The 22799-nt window shown below is 66.7% G+C and carries 20 protein-coding genes; 8 read left to right on the top strand and 12 right to left on the bottom strand.

Translation table 11 applies throughout. The annotated features are described in order from the left end of the window. The first annotated feature begins 165 nt into the window (after positions 1-165). Positions 166-786: an esterase gene (gene ypfH, locus CEJ42_RS19190; RefSeq protein WP_088752167.1), complete on the top strand. Its 621-nt coding sequence runs from the start codon at positions 166-168 to the stop codon at positions 784-786. Positions 787-791: 5 nt separating this feature from the next. Here ypfH and CEJ42_RS19185 read toward each other — a convergent pair whose 3' ends face one another. Then, a complete protein-coding gene (locus tag CEJ42_RS19185; RefSeq protein ID WP_088752191.1) occupies positions 792-1796 on the bottom strand; it encodes an Lnb N-terminal periplasmic domain-containing protein in 1005 nt (334 codons plus the stop codon). Positions 1797-1968: 172 nt separating this feature from the next. Here CEJ42_RS19185 and CEJ42_RS19180 point away from each other — a divergent pair, with 172 nt between their 5' ends. Both CEJ42_RS19180 and CEJ42_RS19175 read left to right on the top strand, forming a co-directional pair. Next, positions 1969-2313 carry a DUF3088 domain-containing protein gene (locus tag CEJ42_RS19180; protein ID WP_088752166.1) on the top strand — a complete coding sequence of 115 codons (345 nt, stop codon included), beginning with the start codon at positions 1969-1971 and terminating at the stop codon, positions 2311-2313. A gap of 17 nt (positions 2314-2330) precedes the next feature. After that, entirely contained in the window at positions 2331-3677 is a 1347-nt protein-coding gene (locus CEJ42_RS19175) for an LLM class flavin-dependent oxidoreductase (RefSeq protein WP_088752165.1), read from the top strand. Positions 3678-4342: 665 nt separating this feature from the next. Here CEJ42_RS19175 and CEJ42_RS19170 read toward each other — a convergent pair. From CEJ42_RS19170 to CEJ42_RS19160, 3 genes are all read right to left on the bottom strand, one after another. Beyond that, positions 4343-5170: a MetQ/NlpA family ABC transporter substrate-binding protein gene (locus tag CEJ42_RS19170; RefSeq protein ID WP_088752164.1), complete on the bottom strand. Its 828-nt coding sequence runs from the start codon at positions 5168-5170 to the stop codon at positions 4343-4345. Positions 5171-5309: 139 nt separating this feature from the next. Further along, complete coding sequence (locus tag CEJ42_RS19165; RefSeq protein ID WP_420840784.1) at positions 5310-6593, bottom strand: acyl-CoA dehydrogenase family protein; 1284 nt, start codon at positions 6591-6593, stop codon at positions 5310-5312. Positions 6594-6607: 14 nt separating this feature from the next. After that, positions 6608-7516: a LysR substrate-binding domain-containing protein gene (locus CEJ42_RS19160; protein WP_079218509.1), complete on the bottom strand. Its 909-nt coding sequence runs from the start codon at positions 7514-7516 to the stop codon at positions 6608-6610. 127 nt (positions 7517-7643) lie between these two features. On the opposite strand from CEJ42_RS19160, the gene CEJ42_RS19155 reads away from it, so the two are divergent. Then, positions 7644-8123: a GlcG/HbpS family heme-binding protein gene (locus CEJ42_RS19155; RefSeq protein WP_079218508.1), complete on the top strand. Its 480-nt coding sequence runs from the start codon at positions 7644-7646 to the stop codon at positions 8121-8123. A 34-nt stretch (positions 8124-8157) separates the two neighbouring features. Next, positions 8158-9729: an MFS transporter gene (locus CEJ42_RS19150; RefSeq protein WP_088752162.1), complete on the top strand. Its 1572-nt coding sequence runs from the start codon at positions 8158-8160 to the stop codon at positions 9727-9729. On the opposite strand, the gene CEJ42_RS19145 is transcribed toward CEJ42_RS19150, so the two are convergent. Continuing rightward, entirely contained in the window at positions 9650-10534 is an 885-nt protein-coding gene (locus CEJ42_RS19145; RefSeq protein WP_079218506.1) for an NAD-dependent protein deacetylase, read from the bottom strand. The two genes, CEJ42_RS19150 and CEJ42_RS19145, sit on opposite strands and share 80 nt — an antisense overlap. 109 nt (positions 10535-10643) lie before the next feature. Further along, a complete protein-coding gene (locus CEJ42_RS19140) occupies positions 10644-12740 on the bottom strand; it encodes a sensor domain-containing protein (protein ID WP_088752161.1) in 2097 nt (698 codons plus the stop codon). Between the two features lie 446 nt (positions 12741-13186). Between CEJ42_RS19140 and CEJ42_RS19135 the strand changes: the two genes are divergently transcribed. Together CEJ42_RS19135 and mctP are read left to right on the top strand one after the other, a co-directional pair. After that, positions 13187-13366: a DUF3311 domain-containing protein gene (locus tag CEJ42_RS19135; RefSeq protein ID WP_079218504.1), complete on the top strand. Its 180-nt coding sequence runs from the start codon at positions 13187-13189 to the stop codon at positions 13364-13366. After that, positions 13367-14860, top strand: a complete 1494-nt coding sequence (gene mctP, locus CEJ42_RS19130) for a monocarboxylate uptake permease MctP (protein ID WP_079218503.1) — start codon at positions 13367-13369, stop codon at positions 14858-14860. It begins immediately after the preceding gene. 140 nt (positions 14861-15000) lie between these two features. On the opposite strand, the gene CEJ42_RS19125 is transcribed toward mctP, so the two are convergent. From CEJ42_RS19125 to CEJ42_RS19115, 3 genes are all read right to left on the bottom strand, one after another. Then, positions 15001-16326: an MFS transporter gene (locus tag CEJ42_RS19125; RefSeq protein WP_079218502.1), complete on the bottom strand. Its 1326-nt coding sequence runs from the start codon at positions 16324-16326 to the stop codon at positions 15001-15003. 76 nt (positions 16327-16402) lie between these two features. After that, on the bottom strand, positions 16403-17353 hold the full coding sequence (locus tag CEJ42_RS19120) for a dihydrodipicolinate synthase family protein (protein ID WP_088752160.1): 951 nt from the start codon (positions 17351-17353) through the stop codon (positions 16403-16405). Between the two features lie 167 nt (positions 17354-17520). Then, positions 17521-18399 (bottom strand): LysR family transcriptional regulator, encoded by an 879-nt coding sequence (locus CEJ42_RS19115; protein WP_088752159.1) that lies wholly within the window; start codon positions 18397-18399, stop codon positions 17521-17523. A gap of 160 nt (positions 18400-18559) precedes the next feature. Between CEJ42_RS19115 and CEJ42_RS19110 the strand changes: the two genes are divergently transcribed. Further along, positions 18560-19687, top strand: a complete 1128-nt coding sequence (locus tag CEJ42_RS19110; RefSeq protein ID WP_088752158.1) for a mandelate racemase/muconate lactonizing enzyme family protein — start codon at positions 18560-18562, stop codon at positions 19685-19687. Positions 19688-19760: 73 nt separating this feature from the next. Here CEJ42_RS19110 and CEJ42_RS19105 read toward each other — a convergent pair whose 3' ends face one another. The 3 genes from CEJ42_RS19105 to CEJ42_RS19095 all read right to left on the bottom strand — a co-directional run bounded on the left by CEJ42_RS19105 (position 19761) and on the right by CEJ42_RS19095 (position 22693). After that, complete coding sequence (locus CEJ42_RS19105; RefSeq protein ID WP_079218498.1) at positions 19761-20612, bottom strand: ABC transporter permease; 852 nt, start codon at positions 20610-20612, stop codon at positions 19761-19763. Positions 20613-20635: 23 nt separating this feature from the next. Beyond that, positions 20636-21445: an ABC transporter ATP-binding protein gene (locus tag CEJ42_RS19100; protein WP_079218497.1), complete on the bottom strand. Its 810-nt coding sequence runs from the start codon at positions 21443-21445 to the stop codon at positions 20636-20638. 210 nt (positions 21446-21655) lie between these two features. Beyond that, positions 21656-22693: an ABC transporter substrate-binding protein gene (locus tag CEJ42_RS19095; RefSeq protein ID WP_079218496.1), complete on the bottom strand. Its 1038-nt coding sequence runs from the start codon at positions 22691-22693 to the stop codon at positions 21656-21658. Positions 22694-22799 lie beyond the last annotated feature (106 nt).

Genomic DNA, 22799 nt, shown 5'->3' with positions numbered 1-22799 from the left:
CAAGGGCCGGCGGAGATCGCCCGGGGACGGCAGCGTCCCCGGGCTTTTTTGTCTGCCGGCGCGGCATCGTCAACTTCCGCGGGACACTCTGTTGCGGCACGGCGGCTTTATCGGCGCCGGCGCAGGCCCTAGACTGAAGGCCCCTTTTCTTTATTCGCGCGCGCCATGCATCCAGCTTCCCTCGTCATCCAGCAACCGTCCCAAACGCAGCGCCTGGTGCTGCTGATGCACGGCGTGGGCTCGGTTCCCCAATCCATGCTGGGCGTGGGCGCGTGGTTCGCGCAGCGCGACGCGCAGGCGCTGGTGGTGAGCGTGGCCTCGCCGTATCCCTCGGACGTGTCTCCTTCGGGGCTGCAATGGTTCTCGGTGCGCGGCGTGACGCAAGACAATCGCCCGCAACGCGTTGAAGCGGCCATGCCGCTGTTCCTGCAGACGGTGCGGCACTGGCAGGCGCAGGCGGGAGTAGAAGCGCGGGACACGCTGATCGCCGGCTTCTCGCAAGGCGCCATCATGGCGCTGGAGGCCGGCAAGCCGGCCGACGCGCCGGCGGCGACCGTAGTTGCCATCGCCGGGCGCTATGCCGCAGCGCCGACGGCCAGGCCCGGGGCGACGGTGCACCTGCTGCACGGCGACGCCGACGGCGTGATGCCGGTGGCGCTGGCGCATGCCGCCTTTGAACGGTTGCAGGCGCTGGGCGCGAAGGCGACGCTGGATGTGGCGCCGGGCGTGGGCCATCAGCCCGACGCCAGGATGCTGGCCTTGCTGGCGCAGCGCCTGCCGGCCTGAAGGACTCAGCGTAGTTCGGCCTCTTCCACGCCGGGCACGCCCCGGCGGATGGTTTTCGCATAGTCGTCGTCGGGGCCAATCGCCTGTGCGCGCGGGGTGATGCGCCCGGCCGCCTTCAGCGCCTCGAAACTGTAACCCGACACCAGCGCGCCATGGTCATAGGTGTAATCGGCGAAATAACCCGACAGCAGCAGCCGGTAATCCAGCGGCAGCGTCGGCGACAGTCGCCGCGCCAGCTCGAAGACGATGGTGGTGCAGTTGCTGGTCAACGTGTTGTAGAACTTGGGCTGCGCGCGTACCTGCGCGGCGCGCTCCAGGTAGCCCAGGAAGACCTTGCGCAACTGCTCGGGCCGCAGTCGCAGGCGGTAGAGATAGACGTCCTCGCCGCGCGCGTTGGTGCGGGTGCGCACGATATCGCTCTCGTCGGCGGCCACGATGACCGTCTCGAAGCGGCGGAAGAAACCGCCCAGCGCCGAGAAACTCTCGCCCTTCTCCTTGCGGATCTCCAGCGAAAACACCAGGCGCCGGCCGTCGGCAAAGCCGAAGGACACCAGCGTATGCGCAATCGCCGGTCCCATCCAGTACGACAGCATCAGGTCGGCCGACACCAGCTGGCTCAGGTCGTAACGGCGCGCCTCCCAGCGCACGTCGTAGTCGGTCTCGCTGCGCCAGGTGAAATTGCGCACGTTGTCCAGCACCACCTCGTCGCCCTGCACGCGCGACTCCAGCATGCGCGCCACGTCGTCAGCCCAGACCCGCACATGCGTGGGCCGGATCGTATGCCACCACGACAGCAGCAGCACCGCGCACAGCACGAACACCGCGGGCGCCCAGCGCCAGCCGCTGTTCCAGCCGCCCCAGCCGGCCAGCACCGCCAACGACGCCAGCGCCGGCAGGCACCACGCGGCGATGGCGACGCCGCGCACCCAGGCCGGCCCCGGCAACTGGAACCACAGCGCGAACGCGCCCCAAATCCCCAGGCCCGCGACCACGCAGGCCAGCGGGAACATGATCAAGAATGCAAGAAAGCCCATCGGCAAAAAGAGTAGTGGTTGGCTTCCCCTCGGAGCCCTTGCGCATTGTAGCCGCGCCTCGCCGCATATGTTTATGCGGATAAATTCGTGGCTGGCGTATCGGCTGCGGCACAGAATCGGCGGATTCATCTCCATAGGACACCCGCCCATGAGCCGCGACCTGCTGCTGTTGCTTGAACACGGATTCACCGATCCCGCCCACCCCGGCGAGCGTTTCATCTGTCCCGACGGCGCGCCCATCGAAGGCCTGCTGGCCGGCGAGCCGGAGCGCGCGGCGCGGCTGGACGTCAAGCGCCTGCCGTTCCCGCGTCCGCGCGCCGAGGTGGCGGCGCTGCTGGGCGAGGCGCACCAGGGCCTGCCGGTGCTGATACTCGGCGACGCGCAGGCGGCGCCGGACGACGCCCAATCGGCCAACGGCCGGCGCTTCGTCACCGACACGCGCCGCATCCTCGACCTGCTGGCGCAGCGCCACGGTTTCGCGCGCGTACACTGAGCGCGGGAGTCATCAGCATGAGCCAGACCGCCCCGCGCCAGTTGCACCTGAACGTCAACATCCTGCATTCCGGCTTCATCCCTTCGGCCTGGCGCCTGCCCGAGGCCGACCCGCTGGCTTTCACCGACGTCGGGCATTACGTGAAGGTGGCGCAGCTCGCCGAGGCGGCCAAGCTGGACGCCGTGTTCCTCGCCGACAACGCCTCCATCATCGAGCAGATCGACTTCCGCCCAATCACGGCGCTGGAGCCGACCGTGCTGCTGGCGGCAGTGGCCGCGGCCACCACCCGCATCGGCATCATCGGCACCGCGTCCACCAGCTATAACGAGCCTTACAACATCGCGCGCCGCTTCGCCACGCTGGACCACGTCAGCGGCGGGCGCGCGGGCTGGAACATCGTCACCACCGCCGATCCCGGTTCGGCGCGCAACTTCGGCCTGGACACCGTGCCCGACCACGCCGGGCGCTACGCGCGCGCCGACGAGTTCACGCAGGTCGTCAAGGCGCTGTGGAACAGCTGGGACGACGACGCCGTGATCGGCGACAAGGCGAGCGGCCGCTTCATCGACGAATCCAGGGTCAGGCCGATCGCCCATCGCGGCGCGCACTTCAGCGTGCAAGGCCCGCTGAACCTGCCGCGCACGCCGCAGGGACAACCGGTGTTGGTGCAGGCCGGCGGCTCCGGCGACGGCCGCGAACTGGCGGCGCGCCATGCCGAAGCGGTGTTCTCGGCGGCGCACACGATAGAAGAGTCGCTGGCCTATAGCCGCGCCATCAACGAGCGCGCCGCCGCGCTCGGCCGCGGCCCGCATGCGGTGAAGATCCTGCCCGGCCTGGCCACCATCATCGGCGCCACCGAAGCCCAGGCGCTGCGCCGGCGCGACGAGCTGGTCGACCTGATTCCCTGGAGCTACAGCCTGAAGCGCTTGGCCGGCACGCTGGGCATCCCGGTCGAGCGCCTGCAGCTGGACCAGCCGCTGCCGGCCGACCTGGCGCTGCCCAACGGCGGCAACGGCAACCACACTTTCTTCCACGCCACGCTGTCGCTGGTGAAGGGACGCGAGCACACGGTACGCGACGTCATCCGCGCGCTGTGCGGCGGCGGCGGGCACCGTGTGCTGGTGGGCACGCCCGAACAGGTGGCCGACGAGATCGAGCGCTGGTTCAGGGCGGGCGCGGCGGATGGATTCAACCTGATGCCGGACGCCTTGCCGGGCGGATTGCAGGACTTCACCGAGGGCGTGGTGCCCATCCTGCAGCGGCGCGGCCTGTTCCGGCGGGAGTATGAAGGCCGCACCTTGCGGGAGCATTTCGGTTTGGCGCGGCCGGTCAATGTCGGCGGCGCGCAGGTGCGGGCGGCTTGAGCGGCCTTTTCCCTTTTCTTTCTTCACCACGAACGTCACTGGGTCCCAGCTTTCGCCGGGACGACGGATTATGGGTTATCGGTTGCCCGAACCATACAAGCTTCCCGAACCTTATCGATCACCGAAACGTTAGGTCGGAGAGGTCGAAGCCAAATCGACCGCATAGCGTCCCCGCTGCCAACGCGCTGTCGTCCTGACGAAAGTCAGGACCCAGTGACGTTACTCGCGCCGCTCCGACGCCGGTCAGGCACAACGAACGTCACTGGGTCCCAGCTTTCGCTGGGACGACGGATTATGGGTTATCAGTTACCCTGTCGTCCTGACGAAAGTCAGGACCCAGTGGCGTTACTCGCGCCGCTCCGACGCCGGTCAGGCACAACGAACGTCACTGGGTCCCAGCTTTCGCTGGGACGACGGATTATGGGTTATCGGTTGCCCGAACCATATAAGCTTCCGAACCTTATCGATCGCCGAAACGTTAGGCCGGAGAGGTCGAAGCCAAATCGACCGCATAGCGTCCCCGCTCCCAACACCCTGTCGTCCTGACGACAGTCAGGACCCAGCGACGTTTGCCGCGCCGCTCCGACGCCGGTCGGGCGCAACGAACGTCACAGGCACAGCCCCTCACCGGAACAACGGATCACGTGCCAGCAAACCAGCCCGCATCAGTTGCTCTTCGCAGCGCCAAAGTAATCCGGCAACGCAAACCCGTCGTAGAACCGCTCCCCGCGAATCGCCTTCTGGAAATTCTCGGAGCGATACGCCTCCACCAGATCGCGTGCATAGGCATCGGACTGCCGCGTCTTCTTCACCGCCAGCACGTTGATGTAGGGCGACTTCATGTCTTCCAGGATGAAGGCTTCGGACAGCTTGAGCTTGGCGAAGATGGCGAAGTTGCCCTGGATCGCGGCGAAGTCGGCGTCGTCCAGCGCGCGCGGGCCCTGGGCGTTTTCCAGCAGCACCAGCTTCAGGCCGACCTTGTTCTCCACCACGTCCAGCTCGGTGACGTCGACCGGCTTGTTCTCGCGGATCCTGATCCAGCCCAGGCGTTGCAGGATCCACAGCGCGCGCTGCAGGTTGACCGGGTCATTGGGCACGGCGACGGTGAAGCCCTTCTTCAGGCTCTTCAGATCCTTATGTTTTTTGGAATAGAGCCCCATCGGCGGCGTGGGCACCTGGACGATGCCGACCAGGTCGGTCTTGTTGCGCTCGTTGTATGAATCGAGGAAGACCGTGTGCTGCATCACGTTGGCGTCGATGTCGCCCTTGAAGACGGCACTGTTGGCTTCCAGCCCGGTGGAGAATTCATAGAAACGGATCTTGTAGCCCTTCTTCTCCAGCTCGGGCTGCACGCCCAGCTTGAATTCGTCGATATAGGGACCGGGCACGAAGCCGACCTTCAGCTCGCGGTCTTGCGGGGCGGCCTGGGCACTGGGGAGAACGGGAAGAATGGCGGCGGACAACAGCACCGCAAACAGGAGACGCTGGAACATGGGCGGGTCACTTTCTTTTCTGTCGGGTCATGGAAATGAAGACTGCAGAAAGTGTATTGACCCGCCCGGCTCAGCAGAACGAAGTTATCCGCATGTCGATATCCGTTCGGCGATGAGCGGACATCGACACTGCGCGGGCTCACGCATAGCCGCTGCCGAAACGCTCGTTGTGCGGCTCGCCGTTGAGGTGGTAGTTGCCGACCGCTGCCTCGCGCTGGATCGCCGGGTTGTGCGAGGCCAGCGTGCGGGCGTTGCGCCAGTGGCGGTCGAGCCGGCGGGTTTCGCTGGTGGCCGAGGCGCCGCCGACTTCGAACAGCAGCGTGGTCGCTTCCAGCACCTGGCCGATGACGACCTGCTGCGCCTGGAAGGTGTGGATGTCGAGCGCGTTGTAGTCCTCGGTGGTGACGGTGCCGGCGCGGCGCGCGGCGTTCAGGGCATCCTGCTCGCGCGCGATCGACAGAGTCAGCTGCTCGGCCGACCAGGCCAGGCTGGCCAGGCGCCCGACCACGCGATGCACCAGCGGGTTTTCGCGCGGGCTGGAGTTGCCCGGCACGCCGAAAGTACGGGTGCGCGGCTGCGTGAAAGCCACCGCGTCGCGCAGCGCGGCGCGCGCGATGCCCGACAGCGTGGCCAGGTGGAAGGTCTGGTAGAAGGAGGTGATGATGCTGTTGCGGCGCGGCTGCGAGACCTGGTAGCGGTCCAGCACCTGGTCCTGCGGCACCGGCACGTTGTGGAAGCGCGTGGTGCCGCTGCCGGTCAGGCGCTGGCCGAAGCCGTCCCAGTCGTCGATGCGCTCCACGCCCTTGGCGTCGGCCTGCACCAGCACGTTGAAGTCGGACTCGCTGTCGTGCGCGCGCACCAGCACCCAGTCGGCGTAGAGCGTGCCGGTGGAATAGTACTTCTCGCCGTTCAGGCGCAGCCGGCCGTCGGCGTCCTTCTCCAGCAATGCGGAGTTGCCGGTGGCGGCGTTGCGCTCCGAGGTCGAGGCGCCGAAGGTCTTGCCGCTGCCGATCACGCCCAGCCAGCGGCGGGTGTCGGCGTCGTCCTTGCGCTCATGCAGCAGTTCGGTGAAGCCGGCGTTCACGCGCAGGATCTGCGGCAGGTTGGACTCGGCCTCGCCCAGCCTGATCAGCACGTAGAAGAAATCCTCCAGGCTGACGCCGGAGCCGCCCAGCTCCTTGGGCACGCGCAGCGCCGAGAAACCGGCTTCCTTGAGCTGGCGCACTTCCTCGTAGGGCAGGCGGCGGTCGTTCTCGCGCGCCACCGCGCCTTCGGCGATGCGGGCGAACAGGTCGGAAAAGCGTTGATGCAGCGCCTCGGACGAGGCGTGAAGAGAAGTGCTCATGATGTCCTTTGCAAGCGGGAAGCGTGCAAGGATTATCTGGCAGCGATGCGGTGTTGCTGAAGGAAGGAAAACAGATATCGATATGCGGCGACCTAGCCCGCCGCCACCGCCACCGTTGCCACCTGCAGCGGCGCGCTCTTGCGCACGGCCGCCACCATGTTGCGAACGGCCGGCGAGCGCTCGAAACGACGGAACACGGCGGCCACCTCCGAGGCGATGGGCGCGCCGGCCAGTGGCCGGTACACCACGTTGGGCAGCTTCACCACCTCGGTCAGCACGCCCGGCACCACCGCCACGCCGGCGCCGACCGACACTTCGGCCAGCACCGCCAGCAGGCTGCCGGGCCGGCTCTCGCTGCGCGGCGAGAAGCCGCCGCGGCGATACACCTCGCGCGCGCCCAGCTCCTGCTCGGGCAGGATGAAGGCTTCGCCGGCCAGCGCGCGCGCCCTGATTGCGCCGGCGCCGCCGGCCAGCGCATGCTCGGCCGGCAGCGCCAGGCAGAAGCGGTCGCGCAGCAGCACATGCGCCTGCAACGACGCCGCCAGCGCGATGGGCATGCGCACGAAGGCGATGTCGATCTTGCCCTCTTCCAGCGCGTCGGAGAGCTGGTCCATCGGCCATTCGCGCGCCTGCACCGTGGCCTGCGGCCAGTCGCTGCGAAACGCGCTGATCTGCTGCTGCAGGATGCCGCCGAAGACGGCCGAGCCGACATAGCCGATCTCCACCTTGCCCAGTTCGCCGCGCCCGGCGCGCCGGCCGACGTTGAGCGCCTGGTCGAACTGCGCCAGCACCGCGCGCGCCTCTTCGGCGAAGGCCTCGCCGGCCGAGGTCAGCGCCACCGAGCGCTTGGTGCGCACGAACAGCTGCACCTGCAGCTTGCGCTCGATCTCTTGGATCTGCACCGACAGCGTGGGCGGCGCGATGTCGAGGATCTCGGCGGCGCGGGCGAAGTGCAGCTGTTCGGCCACGGTCAGGAAGTACCGCAGGTGACGCAGTTCCATGGTGCATCGCTCCTTTTTTTTAATTAGTTACAGGCTAATTAAATTGAAAAATATAGGTATTGAAGCGAATTATAGGCGCTGGTTGAATGGTGCCTCCTCCCAATCCGCTTTTTTCAAGGAGCCGAACATGTTCAAGAACGCCCTCTCCCTCACCCTGGGTTCCGCCCTGCTGTGCGCCGCGCAGCTGGCATCGGCGGCCAACCTGCCGACCCAGCCGGTGCTCACGCTGGCTGCCGCCCAGCAAGTGATCCAGGCCGCGCAGGCCAAGGCCCAGGCCGAGAACTGGCCGTGCGTGATCTCCGTGGTCGACGCCGCCGGCCTGCCGCTGGCGCTGGTGCGCATGGACAACGCGGCCGTGCCGGCCGGCGTCGAGATCGCGCCGGGCAAGGCGCGCACGGCGGCGCTCTTCCGCCGTCCCAGCGGCGCGCTGGAAGACGCGATCAACGGCAGCCGTCCGGCCGCCGCCACGGCGCGCGGCTTCGTGCTGATGCGCGGCGGCGTGCCGCTGGTGGCCGACGGCCAGATCGTGGGCGCCATCGGCGTATCCGCCGACACGCCGCAGCATGACGAAGAGATCGCCAAGGCCGGCGCGGCCGCGCTGAAGTAAGCGACAAGTCCATCAGGAGCGAGGAGGAGACGCCATGCGCACCCTGTTTTCAACCGCCGCCGGGCGGGTTTTGCTGACCGGCTCGCTGGGCTGCGCCATGACGGTGCTGGACACCAACGTGGTCGGCATCGTGCTGCCCACCATCGCGCGCGAGCTGGGCGCTTCCTTCGCCGACATCGAGTGGGTGGTGAGCAGCTACGTGCTGTGCTTTGCGGCGCTGCTGCTGCCGGCCGGCTCGGTGGCCGACCGCTATGGGCGCAAGCGCGTGTTCCTGTGCGGCATCGGCCTGTTCGCGCTGGCTTCGCTGGCCTGCGCCTGGGCGCCCAGCGCACAGGCGCTGTACGCGGCGCGCGCGGCGCAAGGCGTGGGCGCGGCCTTCCTGCTCGCGCCGGCGCTGGCGGTGATCGGCCACGCCTTCCACGACGAGGGCGAACGCGCGCGCGCCTGGGCGGTCTGGGGCGGCATCATGGGACTGACCATGGTGCTCTCGCCGCTGATCGGCGGCGCCATCAACGCCGCGCTCGGCTGGCGCTGGGCCTTCGCGGTCAACCTGCCGATCTGCCTGGTGCTGGCCGCGGCGGTGCTGCGCAATATTCCGGAATCGAAGAATCCCGCCCCGCGTCCGCTGGACGTGCCGGGCATCCTGTCTTTCTCCAGCGCCGTCTTCCTGCTGACCTGGGCCCTGATCACCGGACCCGAGCGCGGCTGGAGCAGCGTTGCTTGCGTCGTTCGCGCCCTGGGCGGCGCTTTTTTATTCGCGCTGTTCATCGCCGTCGAGCGCCGGCGCGCGCATCCCATGCTGGACCTGTCGCTGTTCCGTTCGCCCGGTTTCGTCGGCGCGGTGGCGGCGATGTTCGCCTATGCCGCCTCGGCGCAGGTGATGGCCTCGCTGCTGCCGCTCTACCTGCAGAACGCGCGCGGCCTGAGCGCGGTGGCGGCGGGACTGGCGATGCTGCCCTTCGCGCTGGCCATGCTGCTGTTGCCGCAGCTGGGACGGCGGCTGGCGCGGCATCTTCCTTCGCCACATATCCTGGCGCTGGGCCTGTGCATCACCGCGCTGGGCAACCTCATCATGATGCTGGCCGCACGCGCCGACGGCGCTGCGCTCACCGTGGCCGGCATGGCGGTGCTGGGCAGCGGCGGCGGCCTGCTCAACGGCGAAACGCAAAAGGGCATCATGGGCAACGTGCCGCGCGAACGCGCGGGCATGGCGTCGGGCATCAGCACCACCTCGCGCTTCACCGGCGTGCTGGCGGGCTTTGCGGGGCTGGGGGCGGTGCTGGCCGAAGGCGCGCGCTCGGCGATGGAGAAGGCGCTGGCGCCGCTGGACGCGTCCGGCGCGCAGCTGAGGGAGTTCGTCGCGCGCGCCATGGCGGGCGACTTCGCCGACGCGGCGCAGCTCTATCCGCAGCAACGGGAAGCCGCCATCAGCGCGGCGCGCCACGCCTACGGCGCGGGCTTCTCGCATGTCTTCACGGCGGCCGCGTTGCTGGCGCTGTGCGCGGCGGCCGTGGTCGCCTGGTCGGTCAGGCGCTCGGCCCGCTACGACCTGCCACCAGCGTCGCCAGGCGCGGAAGCACCGATTCGGCGGACGCCGCAATCTTGAACGCCAGCAGCGGATCGGCCCGGGTCACGCCGCGGTTGATCGCCGCCACCGGCTTGCCTGCCTCGGCGACCATGCGCGCGAAACGAAAGCCCGACAGCACCATCAGCGAAGAACCGACCACCAGCATGGCGTCGCAGTCGCGCGCGGCCTGCTCGGCCTCGGCGCCGCGCGCCACCGGCACGCCGTCGCCGAAGAACACCACGTCGGGCTGCAGCATGCCGCCGCAGCGGCTGCAGGACGGCACATGGAAGGCGGCGTCGGCATCGGGCTCCAGCTGGGCATCGCCGTCGGGCAGGATGACGGCTTCGGCCTGCGCCAGCGCCGGGTTGAACTGCTCCAGTTCGTTCTGGATCTGCGCGCGCTCGTAGAGCGTGCCGCAGGACAGGCAACGCACCGCGTGGATGCTGCCGTGCAGCTCGATCACCCGGCGCGTGCCGGCCTGCTGGTGCAGGCCGTCGACGTTCTGGGTCAGCACCGCGGCGACATGGCCCGAGGCCTGCAGCTGCGCGATGGCGCGGTGCGCCGCGTTCGGTTTGGCCTGGGCCAGGCGCGGCCAGCCGAGCATGCTGCGCGCCCAGTAGCGCTTGCGGGCGGCTTCCGAATGGCGGAACTCCTCGCCCTGGATCGGCAGGCGGCCGCGGCGCACGCCGTCGTCGTCGCGATAATCGGGAATGCCGGAGGCGGTGCTGATGCCGGCGCCGCTCAAGACCAGCACCTTGCGGTGGGTAAGCAGCAGGTGCGCAAGCGCATCCAGCTGGTCCTCGGATGCCTCTGCTGGCGTGCCTGCTTGCGGGATGTCGTTCATGAAAGCCGTGCCGATGGAAAGGAACAGCGTGCAGCGTAAGCGATTTTGGCCGGGCTTGCCGGGAGCGCCGAAGCGCCGGCCTCCCGCCCCCATGCAAACGTTTACGTACTCAGGCGCTGCGCGCGGCCAGATCCGGGGCTTCGATCACGCCCTGTCCGGCCAGGCTCTCCAGCGTGGCCGGGCGGCCGAATAGGAAGCCCTGCCCTTCCTGGCAGCCCTCCTGCTGCAGGATGGCGCGCTGGGCTTCGGTCTCCACGCCTTCGGCCAGCACCGACACGTTCAGGCTGTGGCCCAGCGCCAGGATGGCGCGCACGAAGGCCTTGGCCTGCTTGCTGGTTTCCAGCTCGCTGATGAAGCTGCGGTCCAGCTTGATCTTGTCGAAGGGGAAGGAGCGCAGCGTTTCCAGCGAGGAGTAGCCGCTGCCGAAATCGTCCATGGCGATGGTCACGCCCATCGCCTTCAATTGCTGCAGCAGGTGCAGCGCGCGGTCGCGGTCGGCGATGATGGCAGTCTCGGTGACTTCGAGCTCCAGGCGCGACGCCGGCAGGCCGCTGGAGGCCAGCACCGAACGCACCTTCTCAACCAGCGCGGCGTTGGACAGCTGCATCGCCGACAGGTTGACGGCCACGCGCGGCTGCAGGCCCCATCGCGCCGCCTCGCGACAGGCGTGCTCCAGCACCCAGTCGCCGATGGCGCCGATGGCGCCGCATTCTTCGGCGATGGGAATGAACACCGCCGGCGACACCATGCCGTGCACCGGATGCTTCCAGCGCAGCAGCACTTCGTAGCCGGTGATCTCGGCGCTGTCGACCGCGCGCTGGATCTGGTAGTTGAGGAAGAACTGGCCGTGCTCCAGTGCGGCCCAGATGTCGCGCGCCATGGTGCGCCGCGCGCGCGAGGCCTCGTCCATGTTGGCCTCGTAGAAGCAGATCTTTTCGCCCAGGTTTTTCTTGGCGCGGTACATCGCCAGGTCGGCGTTGTTGAGCAGCTGCGCGCGGTCTTCCGCGTCGCCGGGGAACATGGCCACGCCGAGGCTGGCGCCGGGCGCGATGTCGGTCCCGGTCAGCCGCAGCACGGTGGTCAGCGCGTGGTACAGGCGCGTGATGAAATCGGCCAGCGCGCGCTCCTGGCGGAACACCTTGAAGGCCACGAACTCGTCGCCGCCCAGGCGCGCCACCAGTTCGCCCTCGCCGGACAGCGCCTTCATGCGCCGCGCCAGTTCGCACAGCACCTGGTCGCCGACGGCATGGCCGAAGGCGTCGTTGATTTCCTTGAAGCCGTCGAGGTCGATGCTGATCACGGCGATTTCCTGCTCGCCGTGACGCAGCGTGGCCATGGCCTCATCGAGCCGCTCCAGGAACTGCAAGCGGTTGGGCAGCCCGGTCATGGCGTCATGCCGGGCCAGGTAGATGATCTTCTCGCGGCTTTCCAGCTGTTCGGTGCGGTCGCGCGTGATCTTGGCGAAACCCAGCAACTCGCCGCTGGCGCGGTAGATCGGGTCGATCACCACGTGCGCCCAGAAACGGGAGCCGTCCTTGCGGAAGCGCCAGCCCTCGGCCTCGAACTTGCCCTCGCGCAGGGCGATGTCGAGGTTCTTGCGCGGCAGGCCGGCGGCGCGGTCTTCGTCGGCGTAGAACAGCGAGAAATGCTTGCCCACGATCTCGCTCTCGACATAGCCCTTGGCGCGCTGGGCGCCGGCGTTCCAGTTGGCGACGGTGCCGTCGGGGGTGAGCATGTAGATGGCGTAGTCGGTGATGCCTTCGACCAGCAGGCGGAAGCGGTTCTCGGTGTCGCGGCGCGCTTCTTCGATGCGGCGCTGCTCGGTGCAGTCGCGCGTGATCTTGGCGTAGCCCAGCAGCTTGCCGTCCTTGCGGTAGATGGGATCGATCACGACGTGCGCCCAGAACAGGCTGCCGTCCTTGCGCACGCGCCAGCCCTGAGCTTCGAAGCGGCCTTCGCGCAGGGCGGTGTCGAGCCCGCGCTGCGGCAGCCCTTCGATGCGGTCGCGTTCGGTGTAGAACATCGAGAAATGCTTGCCGATCACTTCCCGTTCGACATAGCCCTTGGCGCGTTGCGCGCCCCTGTTCCAGTTGGCCACGCGGCCGTCCGGATTGAGCATGTAGATGGCGTAGTCGGTTACGCCTTCCACCAGCAGCCGATAGGTGTCTTCTGAAGAAAATTCGGTTAAGTCGTCTTGCTGCGCCATCGCGCCTATCCCCCGGTCGAGGCTGGTTCGTCTCTGGGAACCGCCTGATCGTGCCTGTGCCTGTGCTTGTCCGGCGTCGCTCGCAGCGTCGGCCGGGACATCTTGTAGCCTGATGTGATGAGTATTTTAACCGTGGCCGCCGGCTCGCTCATTCAGGAAAAACATTAAAAAATCGTCAAATATCAAATAAACAACGAAAAACTTTCATTTATCAGTCACCGGGAGCCGCTCTCGTCCCCGGTCGATTTTTTCCCACAGGATGAAACAATTTGACGGCACTGCAAAATATGCCCGCGATAGCACCGAAATCACGCGCATTCACGACATGGCAGCGCTCCCCGGCGGGCAAAAATTGCGCGCTGCAAACGCATTTGTCTGATTCTCAATATAATTTCGAGGCAACTTTTAATAACAATCCTTCCGCCAAAAGTTCGAGGAGCAAAAAAATGCGGCTACTACTCCTATTGCCGTTCATCGGTCTATTGTGGGTTCCGTTCTACAACGAAGAACTGCCCACGCTGTTCGGTTTCCCCTTCTTCTACTGGTACCAGTTCGCATGGGTACCGCTGACTTCCCTGATCATCTGGCTCGTCTACCGCGACGGCCTGAAGAAGGGAGTCGAGTAAATGGACACCAACAACATCCACTGGTCGGCCCTCTGGGTCTTCATCTTCTTCTTCGTGCTGGTCACCGTGATGGGCTTCTGGGCCTCCAAGTGGCAGGCCGGTCCCAAGCACAAGGGCGCCCACCTCGATGAATGGGGCCTGGGCGGCCGCAACTTCGGCACCTGGATCACCTGGTTCCTGGTCGGCGGCGACTTCTATACCGCCTACACCGTGATCGCGGTGCCGGCGCTGGTCTATGCGGTCGGCGCCTACGGCTTCTTCGCGCTGCCGTACACGATCCTGGTCTACCCCATCGTGTTCGTGATCATGCCCAAGCTGTGGCATGCCGCGCACAAGGCCGGCCACGTGACCGCGGCCGACGTCGTCTGGGGCCGCTACAAGTCGCGTCCGCTGGAGTTCGCCATCGCGCTGACCGGCGTGGTCGCCACCATGCCCTACATCGCCCTGCAGCTGATCGGCATGGAAGTGGTGATCAAGGCGCTGGGCCTGACCGGTGAGCTGCCTTTGCTGGCGGCGTTCGTGATCCTGGCGCTGTACACCTACTCCGCCGGCCTGCGCGCGCCCGCGCTGATCGCTTTCGTCAAGGACCTGATGATCTACATCGTGGTGCTGGCAGCGGTGATCATCGTGCCGGCCAAGCTGGGCGGCTACGGCGCGGTGTTCAGCTCGGCGCGCGATGCCTTCGCGGCCAAGGGCGGCGCCACCGGCCTGACCCTGAAGCCGACGCAGTTCCTGCCGTTCGCGACGCTGGCGCTGGGCTCGGCGATGGCGGCCTTCATGTACCCGCACACCCTGACCGGCATCTTCGCCGCCAAGGATGCCAACACGATCCGCAAGAACGCCGTGTTCCTGCCGGCCTACACTGTGCTGCTGGGCCTGATCGCGCTGCTGGGCTTCATGGCCTATGCCGCGGGCATCAAGGTGCAGACCAACAACGACGTGGTGCCGGCGCTGTTCAACGGCCTGTTCCCGGGCTGGTTCGCCGGCTTCGCGTTTGCTGCGATCGCCATCGGCGCGCTGGTGCCGGCGGCGGTGATGTCGATCGGCGCCTCGAACCTGTTCACCCGCAACTTCTGGAAGCCTTACGTCAACCCCAACATCAATCCTGAAGGGGAAGCCAAGGTCGCCAAGATCGTTTCGCTGGTGGTCAAGTTCGGCGCGCTGATCTTCATCCTGTTCCTGCCGACCAAGTTCGCGCTGGACCTGCAGCTGCTGGGCGGCGTGTGGATCCTGCAGACCTTCCCGGCGCTGGTGTTTGGCCTGTTCGTCGGCTGGTTCGGTGCGCGCGCGCTGCTGTGCGGCTGGGCGGTGGGCATCGTCGGCGGCAGCTGGATGGCGTTCGCCGACGGCATCAAGCCGGTGCACACCTTCGTGGTGGGCGGCGACTCCTACACGATGTACACCGGCCTGATCGCGCTGGCGCTGAACATCGTGGTGGCGGTCATCGCCAACCTGGTGCTGGGCAAGGGTTCGCAGCCTGCGCTGAAGCAATAAACGGAACACCGGTTCTGCGGCGCGGCGTTATCCGAAAGTTGCAACGGCCGCGCAGCAGACATCGGCACATCCTGCGGCACCCATGAAAAGAGGCGGACATTTGTCCGCCTCTTTTTTTATCCGCGCGACCGATCCGGCGCCTAACGGTTGACCAGGCGCGCCGGTACGCACAGCAGCACCAGCAGCGCCGACAACGAGAGCATGGCCGCCACCAGGAACAGGCCGGAAGACACCGAGCCGGTCTGCATCTTGAGCCAGCCGATCACCGAGGGACTGACGAAGCCGGCCAGGTTGCCGGTGCAGTTGATCAGCGCGATACCGGCGGCGGCAGCGGCGCCGCCAAGGAAGGATGTCGGCAGCGCCCAGAACATCGAGACGGCGGTAACCACGCCCATCGCGCCCAGGCTCAGCCCGGCGAGGGCCGGCACGATCTGGTTTTCGCTCATGGCGCACAGGCAGAAACCGCAGGCCGCGACCAGGGCCGGCACCGCGACGTGCCAGCGGCGTTCACGGAAATGGTCGGCGCTGCGCCCGGTCAGCAGCATGGCGATCAGCGCCGCGGTGTAGGGAATCATCGCCAGCAGCCCGATGGACAGCGGATCGGCGATGCCGGCGCCGCGGATGATGCTGGGCAGCCAGAAACCGATCGCATACGAGCCCATGATCACGCCGAACAGGATCAGGCACATCAGCCAGACGCGGCCCGACAGCATCGCGCTGGCGGCGGAGTTGTGCGTGCGCGCCCTGGCGTCCTGCGCGACCTCGCCTTCGATCACCTTCTTCTCTTCGGCGCTAAGCCAGGCGGCATCGGCCACGCGGTCGTCCAGGTAGAAATAGATCACCACGCTCAGCAGCACCGCCGGGATCGCCTCCAGCACGAACAGCCACTGCCAGCCCGACATGCCCATCGTGCCGCCGAAGGCATGCATGATGTAGCCCGACAGCGGCGCGCCGACGATGCCCGACACCGGATTGCCGGCCATGAACATGGCCGTCATGCGGCCGCGCCGGTGCGCCGGAAACCAGTAGGTGAGATAGAGGATCACGCCGGGAAAGAAACCGGCCTCGGCCACGCCCAGCAGGAAGCGGATGACGTAGAACGCCGCCGGGGTGTCGACCCAGGCCGTCAGCGCCGACAGCAAACCCCAGCTGATCATGATGCGCGCGATCCAGCGCCGCGCGCCGAGCTTGTGCAGCAGCAGATTGCTGGGCACTTCGAAGATGAAATAGCCGAGGAAGAACAAGCCCGCGCCGAGCCCGTAGACGGCATCGCTGAACTGCAGGTCACTCAGCATCTGCAGCTTGGCGAAGCCGATGTTGACGCGGTCCAGATAGGCCACGACATAGCTGACGAACAGCAGCGGAATGAAGCGCCAGGCGGCGCGGCGGAACACGCTGTCGGCGAAGCCGTCGGCCGCGGCGGCCGGCGCCGTCCCGGCTGCCTGGAAGGTGGTCTGGGGTTGCATAGGGTCTCCTGTGTTTCTGTGTTGTTGGTGAAGCGGCTGCCGGATGGGCGCCGCTTCTTTTTTGTATTGCAGTCTTTTAGTCGGTGCTCTCGCGCACCCGGCCTCGGTACAGTTCGAAGCCGAGAGCCTCCAGGCTGCGCAGCAGCGACTCGCGCTGGATCCGGTCCAACTCCACCAGCGGCGCACGCAGGTTGTTCCAGGCGGCGTCGTCCAGGCCTGATGACATGGCCGCCTTCATCGCTGCGATCATCGGGAAGCCGGCGAACGCCGCGCGCACCTGGTTGAGCTCTTCCTGCCGGGCCTGCGCGTCGGGCGCATCCCACTCGCGGCACAGCGCGGCGATGCCGGCCGGGTTGACGTTGGCGGTGGCCGAGATCACGCCGGCGCCGCCATGGCGCATGGTCTCCACCAGGCTGGTCTCGCTGCCGGCGAAGACATCGAAGCCGGCGCCGCGGAATTCGCTGAGCATGGCGGCGGTATTGCGCCAGTCGCCCGAACTGTCCTTGATGCCGGCGATGACGCCCGGATAGCGTTTGAGCAGGCGCCCGATCAGGCCCAGGCTGATGCCCACCTGCGCCACCGGCGGGATGTGATACAGGTAGATGCGCAAGCGCGCATCGCCGACCGCCTCGACCACCTCGGAAAAGGCGCGAAACAGGCCTTCGTCGCTCACGCCCTTGTAGTAGAACGGCGGCAGCATCAGCACGCCGCTGCAACCGGCAGCCACGGCGTGGCGCGCCAGTTCGACCGCATCGCCCAGCGCGCAGGCGCCGACGCCGGGCATCATGCGCGAGGGCGGCATGCCGGCGTCCAGCAGCACGTCGAGCAGGCCGCGCTTCTCGGCCACGCTCAGCGAGGCGGCCTCGGAATTGGTGCCGAACACGGCCAGGCCGACGTCGTGGTTCAGCAGCGTGCGGCAGTGTTCGATGAAACGCGGCACCGAGGGCGTGCGGTCGGCCTCGAAAGGCGTAAGCACCGGTGAGAGCACTCCTCCTGGCCGCGGCGGCGGGGAAGATGGAACGGGCATGGCAGGTCTCCTGGAATGGGCCGGCGGCTTGGCGCGGCGGTCAACGTGCTGGCGAACATGTGCGCTAGCGGATGGCGGCCAGTATTGCGCCTTTCAGGAGGCAGAATAGTTATGCTTCGATTGCGTCAATCAATAGAATTTTTATCTTCCGGCTTGCCCTGCTCACCTCACTCTTCGGGCTGCCAGTCCTTGACCAGTTCCAGGAAGGAATGCACCAGGCGGGTTCGCGCCGAGGTACGGGTCCAGATCATGCCGACCACGCGCTTGGTACTGCGATGCGGCAGGGGCCAGCGCCGCACCGCCAATTGGCTGCCGCGCGCGGCGACCCAGGCCGGCACCAGCGACACGCCGATGCCGCGCTCGACCAGGGCGGCGATGGCATCCAGCCCGTCCATCTCGCAACGCTGGCGGGTGCGGATGCCGTGCTGGCGCAGATAGGCGTCGGCCAGCTGGCCGCCCACGGTGCCGCGGTCGTAGCGCAGGAAAGGCTCGCGCTCCAGCGTGGCGTGCACGTCGTCGACCTGCATGCCGGCGGGCGTGAGCAGCACCAGCGGTTCTTCGCGCATGGTGTGCCAGCCGCAGCTCTTGGGCAGTTCGAACAGCGGCTGGATCAGCAGCGCGGCGTCGAGGTCGCCGTCCACCACCTTGCGAAACAGCGTCGACGAGGTGCCGGGTTCCAGGTAGATGTCCACCTGCGGATGGCCGCCCAGGAAACGCGACACCAGGCCCGGCAGCACCGCCAGCACCATGGTCGGCGTGCCGCCCACGCGCAGCTGGCCGGCCAGGTCGCTGCTGTCGCTGAGGTCGTCGCGCAGGTCGCGGATATCGCGCAGCACCTTGCGTCCGCGCTCGAGGACGCGCGCGCCGGCCTCGGTCGGCGCCACGGTGCGCCCGGAACGGCGGATCAGGCTCATGCCCATTTCCTCTTCCAGCAGGCGCACCCGCTGGGCCACGGCGGCCGGCGTCAGGTCCAGGCGCCGCGCGGCTTCGGCGATCGATCCCAGCTCCGCGACATGGATGAAACTCTGCAGGTAGCGCGTATCCATGCGGTCTCCCAATCAATAGAATAATTATCTTTTCAAGATACCGGAACGTACTGTTTCCATCGATTGGCGTCAATCAGAATGTGCCGGACATCGCAGCGGGCCAAGCCCCGCCGCCGGTGCCCACATTCACTACGCATCCATCAACAGGAGGAAACAGGACATGCCCATCATCGAATCAATCTCGGTCTGCGCCGCAGAAGTGCCGCTGGACCGGGTCACCTCATTTGCCACCCGCACGGTCTCGGCGCGCCATTACGGCCTGGTCAAGGTTCGCTCGACCGACGGCGTCGAAGGCATCGGCTTTTGCTACGTCGGCAGCGCCGGCGGCGGCATCCTGACCGCGGCGGTCGAACAGTTGCTGGCGCCGGTGCTGCTGGGCCGCGACTCGCTTGCCGTCGAAGGCCTGTGGCAGGCGATGTACCAGGAGGCGCTGCTGCACGGCCGCGCCGGCACGGTGATGCGCGCGCTGAGCATCCTCGACACCGCACTGTGGGACCTCAATGCGCGCAGCGCAAACCTGCCGCTGCACAAATACCTTGGCGCGGTGCACCTGGAAGAAGTGCCGGCCTACGCCAGCGGCGGCTACTACCTGGATGGCAAGACGCCGCAGGCGCTGGGCGATGAAATGGCCAGCTACGTGGCCATGGGATTCAAGGCGGTCAAGATGAAATCGGGCCGGCTCTCGCCCCGGGAGGAAGAGGCCCGCGTGCGCGCCGCGCGCGAAGCCGTCGGCCCGGACGTGGAGCTGATGCTGGACATCAACAACGGCTGGAGCGACGTCACCCAGGCGCTGCAGCACGTGCGCCGCTTCGAGCAATACGATCCCTACTTCATCGAGGAACCCTTCTCGCCCGACGACATCGACAGCCACGCGCGCCTGGCGAAACTGACCCGCGTGCCGGTGGCCACCGGCGAGATCGGCTACGGCCGCTGGTACCACAAGGAGCTGCTGGACAAGGACGCTGCGGCCATCCTGCAGACCGACGCTGTCGTTTGCGGCGGCATCACCGAATGGCGCCGCATCGCCGCCACCGCGGCCAGCTATGGCAAAGTGATGTGTCCGCACTGGTTCCACGACGTGCATGCGCCGCTGGTGGCGGCCACGCCGAACGCGCGTTACGTGGAGTTCTTCTGGGACGACCAGGTGCTCAACTTCCGCCGCCTGATCGACCGCCAGCTGGCGCATCGCAACGGCAACGTGGTGCTGCACCAGACGCCGGGCCTGGGATTCGACTTCGACGAGTCGCAGGTCACGCGCTACGGCAAGTGGACGCGCATCTCGAAATAAGCCTCTGAAACCGGCAGCGCAAAAAAAAAAGAGGCGGACACCTGTCCGCCTCTTTTTTGTCCCACCTTGTCGCTCAGAGCTTCTCGGTCTCGCCGCTCTTGGGCTGCCACTTCATCAGGCGCTTTTCGATCACGCCCACGGCCAGGTCCAGCACCAGCGCGAACACGGTCAGCACCACGATGCCGGCAAAGACGGTGTTGATGTCGAAGGTGCCTTCCGCCTGCAGGATCAGGTAGCCGACGCCGCGCGCCGAACCCAGGTATTCACCCACCACGGCGCCGACGAAGGCCAGGCCGATCGAGGTGTGCAGGCTGGAGAACACCCACGACGTGGCCGACGGCAGGTAGACGGTACGCAGCAGCTGGCGCGCATTGGCGCCCAGCATGCGGGCGTTGGCCAGCACCACCGGGCTGACTTCCTTGACGCCCTGGTAGACGTTGAAGAAGACGATGAAGAACACCAGCGTGACGGCCAGCGCCACCTTGGACCAGATGCCCAGGCCGAACCACATGGCGAAGATCGGCGCCAGGATCACGCGCGGCATGGAGTTGGCCGCCTTGACGTATGGATCGAGGATGGCCGAGGCGGTCGGCGAGAGCGCCAGCCACAGGCCCACGCCCAGGCCGGACACGGTGCCGATGATGAAGGCCAGCACCGTCTCGCTCAGCGTGATCAGCAGGTGCGAATAGATCTCGGCCGGGAAGTTCAGCGTGAAGAAGGTGGTGTCGCCGATGCCGACTTCCAGCGAGCCGCTGCCGACGGTAAACCAGTCCCAGATGCGCTGCGCGACCTTGATCGGCTCGCCGAAGAAGAACGCGGTCTGCGGGTTGCGGGTGGCGACGTGCCAGACGACGAGCACCACCAGCAGCACCAGCAGCTGCCAGAAGCGGATGTTCTTGTGATTGGGTTTCAGTAATTTCCACATGTTGCCGACTCTCTCGATTCTTCTTACGCTGCGCGCTTCTGTTGTTGATAGCCCTTGAGCACTTCATCGCGCAGGACGTCCCAGATCTGCTGGTGCAGTTCCACGAAGCGCGGATGCATGCGGATCTCGGCCACGTCGCGCGGGCGCGGCAGGTCGATCTTGAATTCGCCGATCGGATGGGTGCCGGGTCCGGCGGCCAGCACGATCACGCGGTCGGACATGGCGATGGCTTCGTCCAGGTCGTGGGTGATGAAGAGCACGGCCTTCTTCTTGGCGTTCCACAGGTCCAGCACTTCGTTTTCCATCAGCTGGCGGGTCTGGATGTCGAGCGCGGAGAACGGCTCGTCCATCAGGATGATGTCGGGGTCGAGGATCAGCGTCTGCGCCAGCGCCACGCGCTTGCGCATGCCGCCCGAGAGCTGGTGCGGGTAGCGGTCGCCGAAGCCTTGCAGGCCGACGCGCGCCAGCCATTGCTCGCCCAGTTCCTCGGCTTCCTTTTCGCTGTGGCCGCGGTATTGCAGGCCGGCGATGACGTTTTGCAGCGCGCTGCGCCAGGGCATCAGCGCCTCGGCCTGGAACATGTAGCCAGCGCGCTTGTTGATGGCGGTGAGCGGCTCGCCGAACACCTTGACGCTGCCCGAGGACGGTTGCAGCAGGCCGGCGCCGACGTTCAGGAGCGTGGACTTGCCGCAGCCGGTGGGGCCGACCACGGAAACGAATTCGCCGGGCGCGATCGCCAGGGTGGTGTTGGCGACCGCGGTGTAGCGCTGCGAGCGGTCATCCTTCGATACGAAGGTGCAGGTGATGTCGTCGAAGAGGAGTGCTGGAGTCATGACTGTCTGGGCCGATGGCGCGCCCGGTTGTTGTTGCGTTGGGTACGGCTTGCTGCTGCGGGTTGCTTGTTGCTGCATGTACGGCATGTGCGGCATCTGCTGCATTTGCGGCATCCGCCGCGGGTGCTTCTTGTGGCCGCTTCAGATGCACAAATGCCCGTTGCCGGGCATTTGTGTTTCATTCGCGTCGCACGGGAATGCGGCTGCGGATTACTTGTACTTCGCGTTGGCCTTCTGCGCGAACGAGTTGGTGAAGGTCTTGGACAGGTCCACCTGCTTGTCGGCCACCGACGCGTCGAAGGCCTTCAGGGTACGCAGTGCGGTATCCGGGCCGCCCGGCGGGAAGTAGCCGTCCGGCGACATGGCCTGGCGCACCTTCATGAAGGCGTCGATGTACAGCGAGCGGTCGCCCAGCAGGTAGCTTTCCGGCACGGCCTTGATGATGTCGCCGGGGCCGGCCTTCTGGATCCACTTCAGCGCGCGCACCATGGCGTTGGTCAGGGCCTGGGTGGTGTTCGGGTACTTCTGCACGAAGGCCGCCGGCGCATACAGCGTGGCCGCCGGCATCGGGCCGCCGAAGACGTCGTTGGTGTCCTTCAGGGTGCGGGTGTCGGCGATGGTCTTGATCTCGTTGTGCTGTTCCAGCATGGAGATCACCGGGTCCAGGTTGGCGATGGCGTCGATCTGGCCGGAACGGATCGCGGAGATCGCGCCGGCGGCGGCGCCCACGCCGATGAAGGAGACATCGGTCGGCTTCAGGCCGGCCTTGGCCAGCACGTAGCTGGCCATGATGCTGGTCGAGGAGCCCGGCGCGGTGACGCCGATCTTCTTGCCCTTCAGGTCGGCGATGCTCTTGTAGTTGGGCATGGTCTTGTTGTTGGCGGCCAGCACGATCTGCGGCGCGCGGCCCTGCAGCACGAAGGCCGTGATGGGCTGGTTCTTCACCTGCATCAGGATGGTGTGCTCATAGGCGCCCGAGACCACGTCGGCGCTGCCGCCCACCATGGCCTGCAGCGCCTTGGCGCCGCCGGCGAAGTCGGAGATCTCGACCTGCAGGCCTTCGTCCTTGAAGTAGCCGAGCTGCTCGGCGACGGTCAGGGGCAGGTAGTAGAACAGGTTCTTGCCGCCGACGGCGATCGAGACCTTGGGTTTTTCCAGGGCCTGCGCGCCCGCGCTGCCGTTGAACGAAAAGTAGCCGGCCAGGAACAGGCCACCGGCGATTGCCAACTGCTTCCAGCTGAATTTCATTATGTCTCCTCCGTGAGTCGTGGATGGGTGCAACATCTTGCGGCTTCATCAGGCACAAGGAAGGCACGACCCTCGCCGGCTCCTCCCTGTTTTTTTACCTGTATTC

This window comes from Herbaspirillum robiniae, from assembly GCF_002213415.1.
In the GTDB taxonomy this organism is placed as follows: Bacteria; Pseudomonadota; Gammaproteobacteria; order Burkholderiales; family Burkholderiaceae_D; genus Herbaspirillum; species Herbaspirillum robiniae.
The sequence above is the reverse complement of the archived record's forward strand: the minus strand, read 5'-3'. Positions and strand labels throughout refer to the sequence as shown.

Coding starts and splice junctions, on each gene's coding strand:
- CEJ42_RS19100 (WP_079218497.1), bottom strand. CDS start 21,445: ATGACTCCAGCACTCCTCTTCGACGACATCACCTGCACCTTCGTATCG.
- CEJ42_RS19140 (WP_088752161.1), bottom strand. CDS start 12,740: ATGGCGCAGCAAGACGACTTAACCGAATTTTCTTCAGAAGACACCTAT.
- CEJ42_RS19180 (WP_088752166.1), top strand. CDS start 1,969: ATGAGCCGCGACCTGCTGCTGTTGCTTGAACACGGATTCACCGATCCC.
- CEJ42_RS19145 (WP_079218506.1), bottom strand. CDS start 10,534: ATGAACGACATCCCGCAAGCAGGCACGCCAGCAGAGGCATCCGAGGAC.
- ypfH (WP_088752167.1), top strand. CDS start 166: ATGCATCCAGCTTCCCTCGTCATCCAGCAACCGTCCCAAACGCAGCGC.
- CEJ42_RS19170 (WP_088752164.1), bottom strand. CDS start 5,170: ATGTTCCAGCGTCTCCTGTTTGCGGTGCTGTTGTCCGCCGCCATTCTT.
- CEJ42_RS19155 (WP_079218508.1), top strand. CDS start 7,644: ATGTTCAAGAACGCCCTCTCCCTCACCCTGGGTTCCGCCCTGCTGTGC.
- CEJ42_RS19105 (WP_079218498.1), bottom strand. CDS start 20,612: ATGTGGAAATTACTGAAACCCAATCACAAGAACATCCGCTTCTGGCAG.
- CEJ42_RS19175 (WP_088752165.1), top strand. CDS start 2,331: ATGAGCCAGACCGCCCCGCGCCAGTTGCACCTGAACGTCAACATCCTG.
- CEJ42_RS19150 (WP_088752162.1), top strand. CDS start 8,158: ATGCGCACCCTGTTTTCAACCGCCGCCGGGCGGGTTTTGCTGACCGGC.
- CEJ42_RS19185 (WP_088752191.1), bottom strand. CDS start 1,796: ATGTTCCCGCTGGCCTGCGTGGTCGCGGGCCTGGGGATTTGGGGCGCG.
- CEJ42_RS19115 (WP_088752159.1), bottom strand. CDS start 18,399: ATGGATACGCGCTACCTGCAGAGTTTCATCCATGTCGCGGAGCTGGGA.
- CEJ42_RS19110 (WP_088752158.1), top strand. CDS start 18,560: ATGCCCATCATCGAATCAATCTCGGTCTGCGCCGCAGAAGTGCCGCTG.
- CEJ42_RS19135 (WP_079218504.1), top strand. CDS start 13,187: ATGCGGCTACTACTCCTATTGCCGTTCATCGGTCTATTGTGGGTTCCG.
- mctP (WP_079218503.1), top strand. CDS start 13,367: ATGGACACCAACAACATCCACTGGTCGGCCCTCTGGGTCTTCATCTTC.
- CEJ42_RS19125 (WP_079218502.1), bottom strand. CDS start 16,326: ATGCAACCCCAGACCACCTTCCAGGCAGCCGGGACGGCGCCGGCCGCC.
- CEJ42_RS19095 (WP_079218496.1), bottom strand. CDS start 22,693: ATGAAATTCAGCTGGAAGCAGTTGGCAATCGCCGGTGGCCTGTTCCTG.
- CEJ42_RS19120 (WP_088752160.1), bottom strand. CDS start 17,353: ATGCCCGTTCCATCTTCCCCGCCGCCGCGGCCAGGAGGAGTGCTCTCA.
- CEJ42_RS19160 (WP_079218509.1), bottom strand. CDS start 7,516: ATGGAACTGCGTCACCTGCGGTACTTCCTGACCGTGGCCGAACAGCTG.